The organism is Microbacterium rhizosphaerae (assembly GCF_034120055.1).
In the GTDB taxonomy this organism is placed as follows: Bacteria; Actinomycetota; Actinomycetes; order Actinomycetales; family Microbacteriaceae; genus Microbacterium; species Microbacterium rhizosphaerae.
This window is the reverse complement of sequence record NZ_CP139368.1, coordinates 1,030,003-1,042,540: the sequence shown is the minus strand read 5'-3', so window position 1 is coordinate 1,042,540 and position 12,538 is coordinate 1,030,003. Positions and strand designations below refer to the sequence as shown.

The 12,538-nt window shown below is 69.0% G+C and carries 16 protein-coding genes; 4 read left to right on the top strand and 12 right to left on the bottom strand.

Going from position 1 to position 12,538, the window contains the following annotated elements; translation table 11 throughout:
* Window positions 1-41 precede the first annotated feature (41 nt).
* Window positions 42-974: a Ppx/GppA phosphatase family protein gene (locus SM116_RS04600; protein ID WP_320943284.1), complete on the top strand. Its 933-nt coding sequence runs from the start codon at window positions 42-44 to the stop codon at window positions 972-974.
* Between the two features lie 3 nt (window positions 975-977).
* On the opposite strand, the gene glmM is transcribed toward SM116_RS04600, so the two are convergent.
* The 5 genes from glmM to SM116_RS04575 all read right to left on the bottom strand — a co-directional run bounded on the left by glmM (window position 978) and on the right by SM116_RS04575 (window position 4,487).
* Window positions 978-2,333 carry a phosphoglucosamine mutase gene (glmM, locus tag SM116_RS04595; protein ID WP_320943283.1) on the bottom strand — a complete coding sequence of 452 codons (1,356 nt, stop codon included), beginning with the start codon at window positions 2,331-2,333 and terminating at the stop codon, window positions 978-980.
* A gap of 8 nt (window positions 2,334-2,341) precedes the next feature.
* Entirely contained in the window at window positions 2,342-2,815 is a 474-nt protein-coding gene (rpsI, locus tag SM116_RS04590) for a 30S ribosomal protein S9 (protein ID WP_320943282.1), read from the bottom strand.
* 26 nt (window positions 2,816-2,841) lie between these two features.
* The gene (gene rplM / locus SM116_RS04585) at window positions 2,842-3,288 is read right to left on the bottom strand and encodes a 50S ribosomal protein L13 (RefSeq protein WP_320943281.1); all 447 of its coding nucleotides are present in this window, start codon (window positions 3,286-3,288) and stop codon (window positions 2,842-2,844) included.
* 224 nt (window positions 3,289-3,512) lie between these two features.
* The gene (locus SM116_RS04580) at window positions 3,513-3,677 is read right to left on the bottom strand and encodes a hypothetical protein (RefSeq protein ID WP_320943280.1); all 165 of its coding nucleotides are present in this window, start codon (window positions 3,675-3,677) and stop codon (window positions 3,513-3,515) included.
* A gap of 36 nt (window positions 3,678-3,713) precedes the next feature.
* Complete coding sequence (locus SM116_RS04575) at window positions 3,714-4,487, bottom strand: endonuclease/exonuclease/phosphatase family protein (RefSeq protein WP_320943279.1); 774 nt, start codon at window positions 4,485-4,487, stop codon at window positions 3,714-3,716.
* 91 nt (window positions 4,488-4,578) lie between these two features.
* On the opposite strand from SM116_RS04575, the gene SM116_RS04570 reads away from it, so the two are divergent.
* A complete protein-coding gene (locus tag SM116_RS04570; protein ID WP_320943278.1) occupies window positions 4,579-5,019 on the top strand; it encodes a hypothetical protein in 441 nt (146 codons plus the stop codon).
* A gap of 239 nt (window positions 5,020-5,258) precedes the next feature.
* A complete protein-coding gene (locus SM116_RS04565) occupies window positions 5,259-6,398 on the top strand; it encodes a glycosyltransferase (RefSeq protein WP_320943277.1) in 1,140 nt (379 codons plus the stop codon).
* Window positions 6,399-6,470: 72 nt separating this feature from the next.
* Here SM116_RS04565 and truA read toward each other — a convergent pair whose 3' ends face one another.
* Window positions 6,471-7,313: a tRNA pseudouridine(38-40) synthase TruA gene (truA, locus tag SM116_RS04560; RefSeq protein ID WP_320943276.1), complete on the bottom strand. Its 843-nt coding sequence runs from the start codon at window positions 7,311-7,313 to the stop codon at window positions 6,471-6,473.
* A 267-nt stretch (window positions 7,314-7,580) separates the two neighbouring features.
* On the opposite strand from truA, the gene SM116_RS04555 reads away from it, so the two are divergent.
* Complete coding sequence (locus SM116_RS04555; protein ID WP_320943275.1) at window positions 7,581-9,098, top strand: sugar transferase; 1,518 nt, start codon at window positions 7,581-7,583, stop codon at window positions 9,096-9,098.
* A gap of 134 nt (window positions 9,099-9,232) precedes the next feature.
* Here SM116_RS04555 and rplQ read toward each other — a convergent pair whose 3' ends face one another.
* The 6 genes from rplQ to infA form a co-directional block, all read right to left on the bottom strand.
* Complete coding sequence (gene rplQ / locus SM116_RS04550; RefSeq protein WP_320943274.1) at window positions 9,233-9,775, bottom strand: 50S ribosomal protein L17; 543 nt, start codon at window positions 9,773-9,775, stop codon at window positions 9,233-9,235.
* A 74-nt stretch (window positions 9,776-9,849) separates the two neighbouring features.
* Window positions 9,850-10,839, bottom strand: coding sequence for a DNA-directed RNA polymerase subunit alpha (locus tag SM116_RS04545; protein ID WP_320943273.1), 990 nt, complete (start codon window positions 10,837-10,839; stop codon window positions 9,850-9,852).
* 164 nt (window positions 10,840-11,003) lie between these two features.
* Window positions 11,004-11,402: a 30S ribosomal protein S11 gene (gene rpsK / locus SM116_RS04540; RefSeq protein ID WP_029145883.1), complete on the bottom strand. Its 399-nt coding sequence runs from the start codon at window positions 11,400-11,402 to the stop codon at window positions 11,004-11,006.
* 34 nt (window positions 11,403-11,436) lie between these two features.
* Complete coding sequence (gene rpsM, locus SM116_RS04535; RefSeq protein WP_320943272.1) at window positions 11,437-11,817, bottom strand: 30S ribosomal protein S13; 381 nt, start codon at window positions 11,815-11,817, stop codon at window positions 11,437-11,439.
* 152 nt (window positions 11,818-11,969) lie between these two features.
* Complete coding sequence (rpmJ, locus tag SM116_RS04530; protein ID WP_005050492.1) at window positions 11,970-12,086, bottom strand: 50S ribosomal protein L36; 117 nt, start codon at window positions 12,084-12,086, stop codon at window positions 11,970-11,972.
* Window positions 12,087-12,172: 86 nt separating this feature from the next.
* On the bottom strand, window positions 12,173-12,394 hold the full coding sequence (gene infA, locus SM116_RS04525) for a translation initiation factor IF-1 (RefSeq protein WP_013583992.1): 222 nt from the start codon (window positions 12,392-12,394) through the stop codon (window positions 12,173-12,175).
* Window positions 12,395-12,538 lie beyond the last annotated feature (144 nt).

The window sequence follows — 12,538 nt, the reverse complement described above, 5'->3', positions numbered from 1 at the left end:
TGCACCGGCGCCCCGCGATCCCGACCCGATACGCTTCCCCCGTGCGCCTCGGAGTCCTCGACATCGGCTCGAACACCGTCCACCTGCTCGTCGCCGACGTCCGCCCCGGCGGGCGGCCGCTGGCGACGACGAGCCGGCGCACCGTGCTGCGCCTCATGCGGTTCCTGCAGCCAGACGGTTCGATCAGCGACGAGGGCGTGCGCGGACTCGTGGATGCGGTCACCCAGGCCCGCGAGATGGCCGACGCCGAGAATGTCGACGAGCTCCTCGCGACGGCGACCTCCGCCGTTCGCGAGGCCACGAACGGCGACAGCGTCATCGCGCAGATCGAGAAGGCCCTGGGCCAGCCGCTGCAGGTGCTCGGCGGAGAGGCCGAAGCGCAGTACACGTTCCTCGCCGTGCGGCGGTGGTTCGGCTGGTCGGCCGGTCAGATCATGCTGTTCGACATCGGCGGAGGCTCGCTCGAGCTCGCGTCCGGTCCGGACGAGCTGCCGGAGGTGGCGGCATCCGTCCCCCTCGGCGCGGGCCGCATGACCGTCCAGTTCCTGCCCGTCGACCCGCCCGGAGAGGATGCGGTCGAGCAGCTGCGGGCCCACGCCCGCAGCGCACTGGCGCCCGCGGCAGAGAGATTCCGCTCTCAGCCGCGCCCGGATCACGTCGTCGGCTCGTCCAAGGCGATCCGCTCGCTGGCGCGCCTGGCCGGCTACCCGGTGCCCGGCTGGAGCGGCATCGAGCGCATGGTGCTCCCGCGCTCCGCGCTCGGCTCGTGGATCCCGCGCCTCGCACGGATCCCGGCATCCGCCCGCCAGGAGCTGCCCGGCATCACGCCGGACCGCACCTTCCAGATCGTCGCGGGCGCGATCGTCCTCCACGAGGCGATGCGCGCGCTCGATGTCGACGAGCTCGAGGTCTCGCCGTGGGCGCTGCGCGAGGGCGTGCTCCTGCGCTACATCGAGTCGATGGCCTGGGGCTGATCCTCAGAGCGAGATGCGCTCTCGCACGACGTCGGCGAGGCGGTGCGCCACGTCGTCGGCGACGGATTGGTCGGCCGCCTCGACCATGACGCGCACGAGCTGCTCGGTGCCGCTCGGCCGCAGCAGCACCCGGCCGGAGAGGCCGAGCTCGGCGGTCGCGCGGGCGACCGCATCCTGCACGCCCTCGTCGTCCACACGCGCACGGTCGACGCCCGTGACGTTCACGAGGATCTGCGGGAACACGGTCATGATCGACGCGAGCTCCGCGAGGGTCTTGCCCTGTCGCGCCATCTCGGCGACGAGGTGGAGGCCGGTGAGCAGACCGTCGCCGGTCGTGGCGTACTCGCTCATGATGACGTGGCCGGACTGCTCGCCGCCGAGCGAGAATCCGCCCTGGTCCATGCGCTCCAGCACGTAGCGGTCGCCGACAGCGGTCTGCTCGACGCGGATGCCGTGGTCGGCCATCGCGCGGTGCAGGCCGAGGTTGCTCATCACCGTCGCCACGAGCGTGTCGTCCTTGAGATGGCCGCGCTCCTGCATGGAGACCGCGAGGATCGCCATGATCTGGTCGCCGTCGACGACCTTGCCGTGGGCGTCGACCGCGAGGCAGCGGTCCGCGTCGCCGTCGTGGGCGATGCCGACGTCCGCGCCGTGCGCGACCACGGCGGCGGCGAGCTTGTCGAGGTGCGTCGAGCCGACGCCGTCGTTGATGTTGAGGCCGTCCGGGTCCGCGCCGATGACGGTGACGCGGGCGCCGGCGTCACGGAACGTCTCGGGAGAGACGCCCGACGCGGCGCCGTGCGCACAATCGAGGACGACGTGGATGCCGTCGAGCCGATGCGGCAGCGAGCCCAGCAGGTGGACGACGTATCGGTCCTCGGCGTCGGCGAAACGGCGGATGCGGCCCACCTCCGCGCCCGTCGGCAGCAGCTTGGGCCCGCTCATCGCGCTCTCGATGCGCGCCTCGACGACGTCGGGCAGCTTGACACCGCCGCGCGCGAAGATCTTGATGCCGTTGTCGGGGGCGGGGTTGTGCGAGGCGGACACCATGACGCCGAAGTCGACGTCCATGTCCGCGATGAGGAATGCCGTCGCGGGGGTCGGGAGCACGCCGGCGTCGAGGACGTCGACCCCCGACGATGCCAGACCCGCGGCCACGGCCGCACTGAGGAACTCGCCCGAGATGCGCGGGTCGCGGGCGACGACCGCGGTCAGGCGCTTGCCGGCGGCCTTGCGCGCCTCCGCAGAACGGCCCTGGCCCAGGACGACGGCAGTCGCCTGGGCCAGGGTGAGCGCGAGATCGGCGGTGAGGGGGCCGTTGGCCAGTCCCCGCACCCCATCCGTGCCGAAGAGGGGCATCGGACCGATCAGCGCTTCGAGTACTGAGGAGCCTTGCGGGCCTTCTTGAGACCGGCCTTCTTGCGCTCCTTCACGCGAGCGTCGCGCGAGAGGAAGCCGGCCTTCTTCAGGGTCGGGCGGTTGTTCTCCACGTCGATCTCGTTCAGCGCGCGGGCGATGCCCAGGCGGAGCGCACCGGCCTGGCCCGAGGGGCCGCCGCCCGAGATGCGGGCGATGACGTCGTAGGCGCCGGTGAGGTTGAGGACCGTGAAGGGGTCGGTGACCAGCTGCTGGTGCAGCTTGTTCGGGAAGTAGTCCTCGAACGTGCGGCCGTTGATGGTGATGGTGCCCGAGCCCGGGATCAGGCGCACGCGGGCGATGGCCTGCTTGCGGCGGCCCACGGCGGCGCCGGGGACGCTGAGCACGGGGCGCTCGACGGCGACGGCGGCCACGTCGGCCGGGGTCTCGGTGGAGTAGCTGGTGGTTTCTTCGATGTCTGCCACGAGTATGTCCTTATTCTGGGCGGCGCTTACTGGGCGACCTGGTCGAAGGTGTACGTCTTGGGCTGCTGAGCGGCGTGCGGGTGCTCGGCACCGGCGTAGACCTTCAGCTTCGAGAGCTGCTGGCGGCCCAGGCTGTTCTTCGGGAGCATGCCGCGCACGGCCTTCTCCACGGCGCGGACGGGGTTCTTCTCGAGAAGTTCCGAGTAGGAGACCGCCTTGAGACCGCCCGGGTAGCCCGAGTGGCGGTACGCCATCTTCTGGGTGAGCTTCTGTCCCGTCAGCGCGACCTTGCCGGCGTTGACGATGATGACGAAGTCACCGGTGTCGATGTGGTTCGCGAAGGTCGGCTTGTGCTTGCCGCGGAGGAGGGCGGCCGCGTGCGAGGCGAGTCGTCCGAGGACGACGTCGGTCGCATCGATGACCAGCCACTCGCGCTGGGTCTCGCCAGCCTTCGGGGTGTATGTGCGCGTCACGATAGTGCTGCTTTCTTGTCGAACGGAGAGGTTCGTGAATCCCGCTCCGGGGTGGTTCCGCCTTGTGGTCCCCGGCCGGTCCCCGAGCTTGTCGAGGGGTCGAGGGGTGGAACACGCCAGTGGAGGGCTCACGTTCGTGGTGTCACGCCAGCAGGGCGCGCACACCAAAGCAAGAGTCTACGCGAAGACGGATGCAGACGCCAATCGACGCCGTGCGCGAGAGGCTACTTGCGCAGCGAGTGCCGCGACGCGTGGATCGGGATGGCGAGGGCCGCGCAGACCGCGAGCAGACCGAGCATGAAGAACAGGGCTTGGAACGGCGCGAGCGAGAACGACAGGCCCATCAGGATGATCCCGCCGACGAACAGGATCAGGCAGACGATGTACATTCCAGGGCTCCCTCGGGTCGAGTCGACCACCCCAGCCTACCCACCTCCGGCGTCTGTCTCCGTGCCCTGCTCGGCGGGGCTCTCCTCGGCGAGGCTCTCCTCGGCGGGGCTGCCCTCCGCCGCGCCCGCGGATGCCGGCGGCGTCCCGACCTCGGCCGTGATGAGCACGGGCAGATGGTCGCTGAGGCCCTGCGGCAGGGTGCGCACCGCTTTGATGTCGAATCCCGATGACGTCGCGAAGTCGTAGTGGCCCCGGAAGAACCGGTAGCGCGTGTACGTGTGGGCGTCGCTCATGCTGAGCTCGTACCCCTGCTCGCGGATCTTCTGCCCGAGATTCTCCTTGAACACCGGGTAGTTGTAGTCGCCGACCATGAGTGCGGGCAGGCCGGGGCCGAGCTCTTCGAGCTCTTCGAGCGCGGCGCGGATCTGGTGCCGCCGCAGCGAGTTGAGCGCGGTCAGCGGTGCCGCGTGGAACGACGCGACGATCATCTCGCGACCCGCGTCGATATCGTGCAGGCGAACACCGAGCATGCGCTCCTCCGCGGGCTTGAGCACCCGGTCGTGCAGCGACTTCTTGAGAGCCATCGACCGCACCTCGAGGGTCCGGTATGAGTTCTCGCGGTAGTACACCGCGAGCCCGAGGCGGTTGCGCTGGGTGGAGTCCGCCAGGCGCAGCCCCGCCAGCTCGAACGGCATGTCGGTCGTGTCGCACTCCTGCAGGCACAGGATGTCGGCGGCATGCGCCTCGACGATCGCCGCGAGTTCACCCACGGCTCGGTGTTTGCGGAGGTTGTACGAAATCACCCTCATGATCACTCCCACCATACGTGGATCGCACCGCCGGGAGTGCCTTTCCCGGAAAGCCGACAGCCGCCGCACATCCGCGGTCGAGGAGGAATCGATGAGCACGACGCACGCGAACGTCCACGAGGCCGTGGCCGCCGCCCGCAACGCCCGCGAGGAGGCGGAGCGCGCCCTGCGGCTGAGCAGGCGCCGACGCGCCGACGCCGCCCTGGCCCTGGAGCACGACCTCTACCCGATGAGGATCGACGAGGCAGAGCGCGCCCGCCGTCGGCGGGTGGTCGCGGATGCCGACGCCGACGTGGCGGTGCACAGCGAGGCACTGCTGCGCGCTCGGGCCGTCGAGGACGCCGCTTCGGCGCTCGCCGCCGCGGTCTCGGGCACGGACTTCGCGGAGAAGGCCGTCGCGTCGACCGTCGTCAGCCTCCTCGGCGGGCCCGCCTCGGCCGCCCCGGTCAGTCGATCGCGCGTCGAGACCGCGTCCGTTCGGCGCGCGCCGCGGGCGGCTCGTCGTCCGGGCAACCGACCTCTTCCGGCGTAGGGCCGCACCGGTCGATGCTCGGCGCGGTGCCGGCGAGAACGGCGCCGGGACGAAGCCTCGAGCCCACGTCGACCCTGTCGTCCGACGTGACGGCGATGTAGACTCCCGCGCAGGTCTCACCCGAGGATGACTGCTCCGCGAACCACTGGGGAACGCGGATGCACCGACGGTCGACCTCTGCGGGCTGCCGAGCAGTGGGATGCTCGGCGTGGTTCGTGGTGCTATCTGGGGAGAGCATTTTGGAGAGCCCGCACACGCGTGCGCGCGGCGTCGTTGTCGCGCACGACTATTTCACTCAGCGCGGCGGGGCGGAGCGGGTGGCGCTCGAACTCGCGCACCGGCTGGGCGCCGTCGAGGTCGTGACGTCGGTGTACCAACCCGATCAGACATTCGGGAGTGCGCGGACCTACCCGATCCACGAGCTCGATTCCCGGATCGTCAAGCGCTTCGGCTCAGATCCCCGGAAGGCGCTCCCCTTCCTCGCCTCCGCATGGAAGGCGCATCCACCCATCGAAGCCGACGCTCTCGTGTGCAGCAGCTCGGGCTGGGCGCACGGGCTGCGGGCGGCGGCAGGCACCCGCAAGATCGTGTACTGCCACAATCCGGCACGGTGGCTTTATCAGCATGAGGACTACACGCGCGGCATGTCCGCAGCCGTGCGGTTCGCCCTCGCGTCGTTGTCGCCGTCGCTTCGCCGGTGGGATGCCGCCGCGGCCGCGAGTGCGGACGTCTATGTCGCCAACTCCACTTCTGTCGCCGACCGGATCTACCGCGTCTACGGAATCGAGGCGCAGGTGGTGTATCCGCCGATCTCCATCGACGTCACGGGGAGTGCGGAGTCGATCCCCGGGCTGGACGGCGGCTTCTTCCTCACCGTCGCTCGCCCGAGGGGATACAAGGGCACCGAGGTCCTGCACGACGCTTTCGCGCTCATGCCCTCACAACGGTTGGTCGTGGTCGGAGCCGACCGCTCGCAGCCGGCCCCCGATAACGTGACGGCGCTCGGCCACGTGTCCGACGAGCAGCTGCGATGGCTCTACGCCCACGCTCGCGCGCTCATCTCGGTCTCTCACGAGGACTTCGGCCTGACGCCGATCGAGGCGAATGCCTTCGGCACGCCGGCGCTCGTGCTCAGGGCCGGAGGATTCCTCGACTCGACCCACGAAGGCGTGTCGGGGCTGTTCATCGAGCACGATACGGTGTCGTCGGTGGTCGAGGCCGTAAGCGCGTTCCCCGACCGCTTCGATCGCGCCGCGATCGTCCGGCACGCCGCCCGGTTCTCACCCGAAGAGTTCGGTGCGCGCATGGACGCGATCATCCGCGGGACGCAGGCGTCCGCCGGATCGCACCACGGCGCGCAGCATCCTGCGGCGGCCTGACGGAGCCCTCGAGCCGTTGCTCGGTCCCCCGTCATCGCGGCCGTCCGAGCAGTCGACCGCATGCCCTGTCACCTACTCGCTGTCGCGACGCGCGCGCGTCTGTTCCGCTCGGTCGGCGAGGAGGTCGTCGGCGGGGTATCCGACCGCGACGAGCGTCAGCCCGCGCGCGGCGAGGACTTTGAAGTCACTCGTCCGCTCGCGCGCATCCCGGAGGGCGACGACGTCCTCGACATCGAGCCGGCCCTCCCCCACGGCGACGCAGGCCCCCACGAGAGCGCGGACCATGCTGTGGCAGAAGGCGTCTGCACGGATGTTCGCGATGAGGACCCCCTGCTCATCGCGCCGCCAGTCGAACTCCAGCAGGGTGCGGATGGTGGTGGCCTCCTCGCGCGGCTTGCAGTAGGCGGCGAAGTCGTGCAGTCCGATGAGTGAGCGGGATGCCGCATCCATCGCCTCCGCAGCGAGGCGGCCGCGCACGGTGGTCGTGCGGTGCCGCTCGAGCGGGTCGTAGCCTGCCACGTCGTCCGCGATGCGGTACTCGTACCGGCGCCACACCGCCGAGAACCGCGCGTCGAACCCCTCCGGCGCGCGTCTCACGCGTGACACCGTGACGTCGGAGTACGCCCCGACCACTCCGCGCACACGCGCGGCGAGGGCCTCGACCGTATCCCCCGCCGGGTCCCGCCGCCGCGGCGCGAGCCGCTCCCACTGCGCATCGGTGAGATCCAGGTGAGCGACCTGGTCGCGCGCGTGGACACCGGCGTCCGTGCGCCCGGCCACCACGAGTTGGGGCGTGCCGCCGAGGATGCGAGCAAGGGCGTCTTCGAGGGTGCCTTGAACGGTCCGGAGGCCGGGCTGGCGCGCCCATCCGCGGAAGTGTGTTCCGTCGTAGGCGATGTCGAGACGGATGCGCACGAGATCAGATTATCGCTGTGTCCTTTCCGGCCTCGGCCGGGTAGACTCACGGTCGGTACGCACTCTGGGGGTACGTCCAGCCGGCAAGCAGATCACATGTGGGATGTGATCTGACGTTGTCGGATCCGCAACCGTCTCCCCGGAGGTCTTCTGGGGAGGCGGTACGTTTGTGGGCTTTACGACAGTCGTTGCTCACGACGATCTGGCACAGCGCTGTGAACGGCTGATCGTTCTGCGCGCCGGAGCGATTCAGCGGTCGGTGCGCGCATGGCACTGAGCGAGCAGATCGTCGGTCTGACGAGGAGTTCCGCCGCACGCTCACAGGCCGATGCGGTCCGAAGTCCTCGTGCCGCCTGGGAGCAGCGGCTCAGCCGACTTCTCTGGGCCTCCGACCTCGTGATCCTCATCGTGGTCACGTTCGGAACGCAACTGGCCTGGTTCGGGTTCGCCGACAGCGCGGTGGTCACTCGCGCGACCACGCTGATCAGTGGGCTGCCGTACTGGATGTTCTCGACGATCCTCGTCATGGCCTGGATGTGGTGCCTCTCGCTGACGGATTCGCGGAGGGCGCGTGTCGTCGGCGTCGGGAGCCTGGAGTACGTGCGGATCGTCACCGCGAGCTTCCGGCTGTTCGGGACGATCGCGATCCTCGCGTTCATCTTCCGCGTGGACGTCGCTCGCGGGTATCTGCTGATCGCGCTGCCCGTCGGCGTCGGCCTCCTCGCGGGTTCTCGCTGGGCATGGCGTCGGTGGCTCGTGCGCCGTCGCGTTCGCGGTGAGTACACGGCGCAAGCGCTGCTCGTCGGATCGACGGCATCCGTCCGCCATATCGCGCGGGAGCTCGCCGCCTCCCCCGAGGCCGGCTATCGGGTCGTCGGCGTCTGCGTCGACGACCGCGCCGCCGGGTCGACCATCGGCGATGACTGCGACGTGCGCGTGCTGGGAGACTTCGGGTCGGTCGAGCGCGTGCTGGCGGACACCGGCGCCGACACGGTCATCGTGACGAGTGGTCACGATCTGCCCCCCGAGCGCGTGAAGCGCCTGTCGTGGGGACTCGAGACCGGGCGTCAGAGCCTCGTCCTCGCCCCGAGCATCATGGACATCGCCGGTCCGCGCCTCCACACTCGCCCCGTTGCGGGTCTTCCGTTGATCCACGTCGAGACGCCGCGGTTCACACAAGGCCAGCGCATCGCCAAGCGATCGTTCGACCTGATCGTCAGCTTCGTGCTGCTCGTCTTGCTGAGTCCTGTCCTCCTCGCTCTCGCGCTCGCCGTGCGGTTCTCGAGCAACGGTCCCGCACTGTTCAGCCAGGTGCGCATCGGCCACAACGGTCGACCCTTCCGGATGTTCAAGTTCCGCTCCATGGTCGTGGATGCCGAGGACCGGCTCCCCGCGCTGATCGCACGCCAGAACGCCGGCAATGAAGTGCTGTTCAAGCTCGCCGATGACCCGAGGGTCACCCCGCTCGGCCGCTTCATGCGCCGTTACAGCCTCGACGAGCTGCCGCAGCTGTTCAACGTGTTCATCGGCGATATGGCACTCGTCGGGCCTCGGCCCCCGCTGCCGAGCGAGGTGTCGAAGTACGCCGACCACGTCCACCGAAGGTTCATGGTGAAGCCGGGCATCACAGGCGCGTGGCAAGTGGGTGGGCGCTCGACGCTCACGTGGCAGGACTCGGTTCGCCTCGACCTCTCGTACGTCGAGAACTGGTCGCTCGCCGGAGACTTCGTCATCCTCCTGAAGACGTTCCGTGCAGTCTTCGCGCCGGGCTCAACCGCCGTGTGACAGCACCCGGGTGCGGCCGCGGCGCTCTCCCCCCAGCGCGTCGCCGAGGCACTCACCGTCGACAGGCGCAGATGCCGAAGCGGAAGGCCCGCACCCCCAGGGGTGCGGGCCTTCTCGACGTGCGATGAAGGGCCTTACTCGGCCTTCTCCTCGGCGGCCTCCTGGCCCTCCTCGGCAGCAGCCTCGGCCTCGACCGGAACCTCCTCGACGGGCGCGTCCTCGACGCTCTCGGGGGCCTCCTCGACCGGCGCCTCCTCTACCGGAACGGCCGGCTTCTCAGCGGCCGGCGCGGTCTTCTTGGCCTTCGGCTTCGGCGAGACGGGCTCCAGGACGAGCTCGATCACGGCCATGGGGGCGTTGTCGCCCTTGCGGTTGCCGATCTTCGTGATGCGGGTGTAGCCACCCTCACGGTGCTCGACGAGCGGCGCGATCTCGGCGAAGAGGACGTGCACGGCCTCCTTGTTGCCGAGGACCGACAGCACGCGACGGCGGGCGTGCAGGTCGCCGCGCTTGCCGAACGTCACGAGACGCTCCGCGAGCGGACGCAGGCGCTTCGCCTTGGTCTCGGTGGTGGTGATGCTCTTGTGGATGAACAGGGCCGAGGCCAGGTTCGCCAGCAGGAGACGCTCGTGTGCGGGGCCGCCTCCGAGGCGGGGTCCCTTGGTGGGCTTGGGCATTCTCAGTTACTCCAGGGGTGAGAGTCGGTACGCGCCGCTGTCATGAACCGGCGGTCGCGATGTGTGGACGCTGCTCAGACGGTCTCGTCGTCGTATCCGCCGTAGAAGTGCGCGCCGTCGAACCCGGGAACCGAGTCCTTCAGCGACAGGCCGAGCGAGACGAGCTTGTCGCGCACCTCGTCGACCGACTTCTGTCCGAAGTTGCGGATGTTCATGAGCTGCGTCTCCGACAGGGCGACGAGCTCGCTGACCGTGTTGATGCCCTCGCGCTTGAGGCAGTTGTACGAGCGAACCGACAGGTCGAGGTCCTCGATCGGCATCGAGAGCTCGTTGGAGAGCACGGTCTCGACCGGCGCGGGACCGATCTCGATGCCCTCGGCCTCGACGTTGAGCTCGCGCGCCAGGCCGAACAGCTCGGTCAGGGTGCGGCCGGCCGACGCGACGGCGTCGCGCGGGGCGATCGAGGGCTTCGTCTCGACGTCCAGCACGAGCTTGTCGAAGTCGGTACGCTCACCGGCACGCGTCGCGTCGACGCGGTAGCTGACCTTGAGCACCGGGGAGTAGATCGAGTCGATCGGAATCTGGCCGGCCTCGGCGTACTCGTTGCGGTTCTGCGTGGCCGAGACGTAGCCGCGGCCTCGCTCGATGGTGAGCTCGAGCTCGAAGCGCGCCGAGTCGTTCAGCGTCGCGATGACCAGCTCGGGGTTGCGCACCTCGACGCCCGCCGGAGCGGAGATGTCGGCGGCCGTGACCTCGCCCGCGCCGGTCTTGCGCAAGTACGCGGTGATGGGCTCGTCGCGCTCGCTCGAGACGACCAGCTGCTTGATGTTGAGGATGATCTCGGTGACATCCTCCTTGACACCCGGAATGGTGCTGAACTCGTGCAGCACGCCGTCGATGCGGATGCTGGTGACGGCCGCACCGGGGATCGACGACAGGAGGCTGCGGCGCAGCGCGTTTCCGATCGTGTAACCGAAGCCGGGCTCCAGGGGCTCGATGACGAACCGGCTGCGGAACTCCCCGATCTTCTCCTCGGTCAGGGTGGGACGCTGTGCGATGAGCACTATGGTTCCTTTCGGCTGAGTGCCCGCTATATGACACTCGCTAGTTGGATGAGGTGTGGAGTTGTGATCGGGATGCCTCGACGCTTCGCCAAGCTCAGCGACCGGCATCCATAAGACACGCGTGAGCCGGGACGCACCCTACGGCGCATCCCGGCACAGCGAGATCAGACGCGGCGACGCTTCGGGGGGCGGCAGCCGTTGTGCGCCTGCGGCGTGACGTCCTGGATCGACCCCACCTCGAGGCCGGCGGCCTGCAGCGAGCGGATCGCGGTCTCGCGACCCGATCCCGGACCCTTCACGAAGACGTCCACCTTCTTGACGCCGTGCTCGGCGGCCTGACGGGCGGCCGACTCGGCGGCCATGCCGGCGGCGTACGGGGTCGACTTGCGCGAGCCCTTGAAGCCCACGCCACCCGACGACGCCCAGCTGATGACGGCGCCCGACGGGTCGGTGATCGAGACGATCGTGTTGTTGAACGTCGACTTGATGTGGGCCTGGCCCAGCGCGATGTTCTTCTTCTCCTTGCGGCGCGGCTTGCGCGCAGCGGTCTTGGCCTGTGCCATGAGTCTTCTTCTCTCCTAAACCTTCAGGGCGCGCTTACTTGCGGCCGGCCTTCTTCTTGCCGGCGACGGTGCGCTTCGGGCCCTTGCGGGTGCGAGCGTTCGTCTTGGTGCGCTGGCCGCGCACGGGCAGACCGCGGCGGTGGCGAAGGCCCTCGTAGGAGCCGATCTCGACCTTGCGGCGGATGTCGGCGGCCACCTCGCGGCGGAGGTCACCCTCAACCTTGTAGTTGCCCTCGATGTAGTCGCGCAGCGCGATGAGCTGGTCGTCGCTGAGGTCCTTCACGCGGATGTTCTCGTCGATCTCCGTCGCGGTGAGGATCTCGTTCGAGCGGGTACGGCCGATGCCGTAGATGTAGGTCAGGGCGATGACCACGCGCTTGTCGCGCGGGATGTCGACGCCGGCGAGACGTGCCATGCGGCTCTCCTAGGAGTGTCGGGAGGTGTGGAGCAGGATCGGTGCCCGGGCCTCCGACCCGGGGTGTCCCCCTTGCGGGTTCTGATCCTGCCTGTTGTTTGTTCAGTTGTGGAGCCGGATGCCGCGGGCCGCGGCATCCGTCGAGCAGATGCTCAGCCCTGGCGCTGCTTGTGGCGCGGGTTGCTCTTGCAGATGACCATCACGCGGCCGTGGCGGCGGATCACCTTGCAGTGATCGCAGATGGGCTTGACGCTCGGGTTGACCTTCATTTGTCTGTTCCTGTTCGCTGTCTTCGCCGGGCGGGCACACCCCTCGACAAGCTCGGGGGTACCCGGGGCGTTACTTTCCGACCGGTCTAGCGGTAGCGGTAGACGATGCGGCCGCGGGTGAGGTCGTAGGGGCTCAGCTCCACGACCACGCGGTCCTCCGGAATGATGCGGATGTAGTTCTGCCGCATCTTGCCGGAGATCGTGGCGAGCACCTTGTGCCCGTTGGTCAGCTCGACGCGGAACATCGCGTTGGGCAGAGCCTCCGACACCGTGCCCTCGATCTCGATGACACCGTCTTTCTTCGCCATACGCTCGCTAACACTTCAGCAGACCGGTCGGTCTGCGGTGGATGGATGGAGTCGGTACCAAGACACGCCGAAGCAGGCGCAAGGCACCAAGGATCAAGTGTATGCGATACGGGATGCTGCGGCAACTCGGTGCCGCAGCATCCC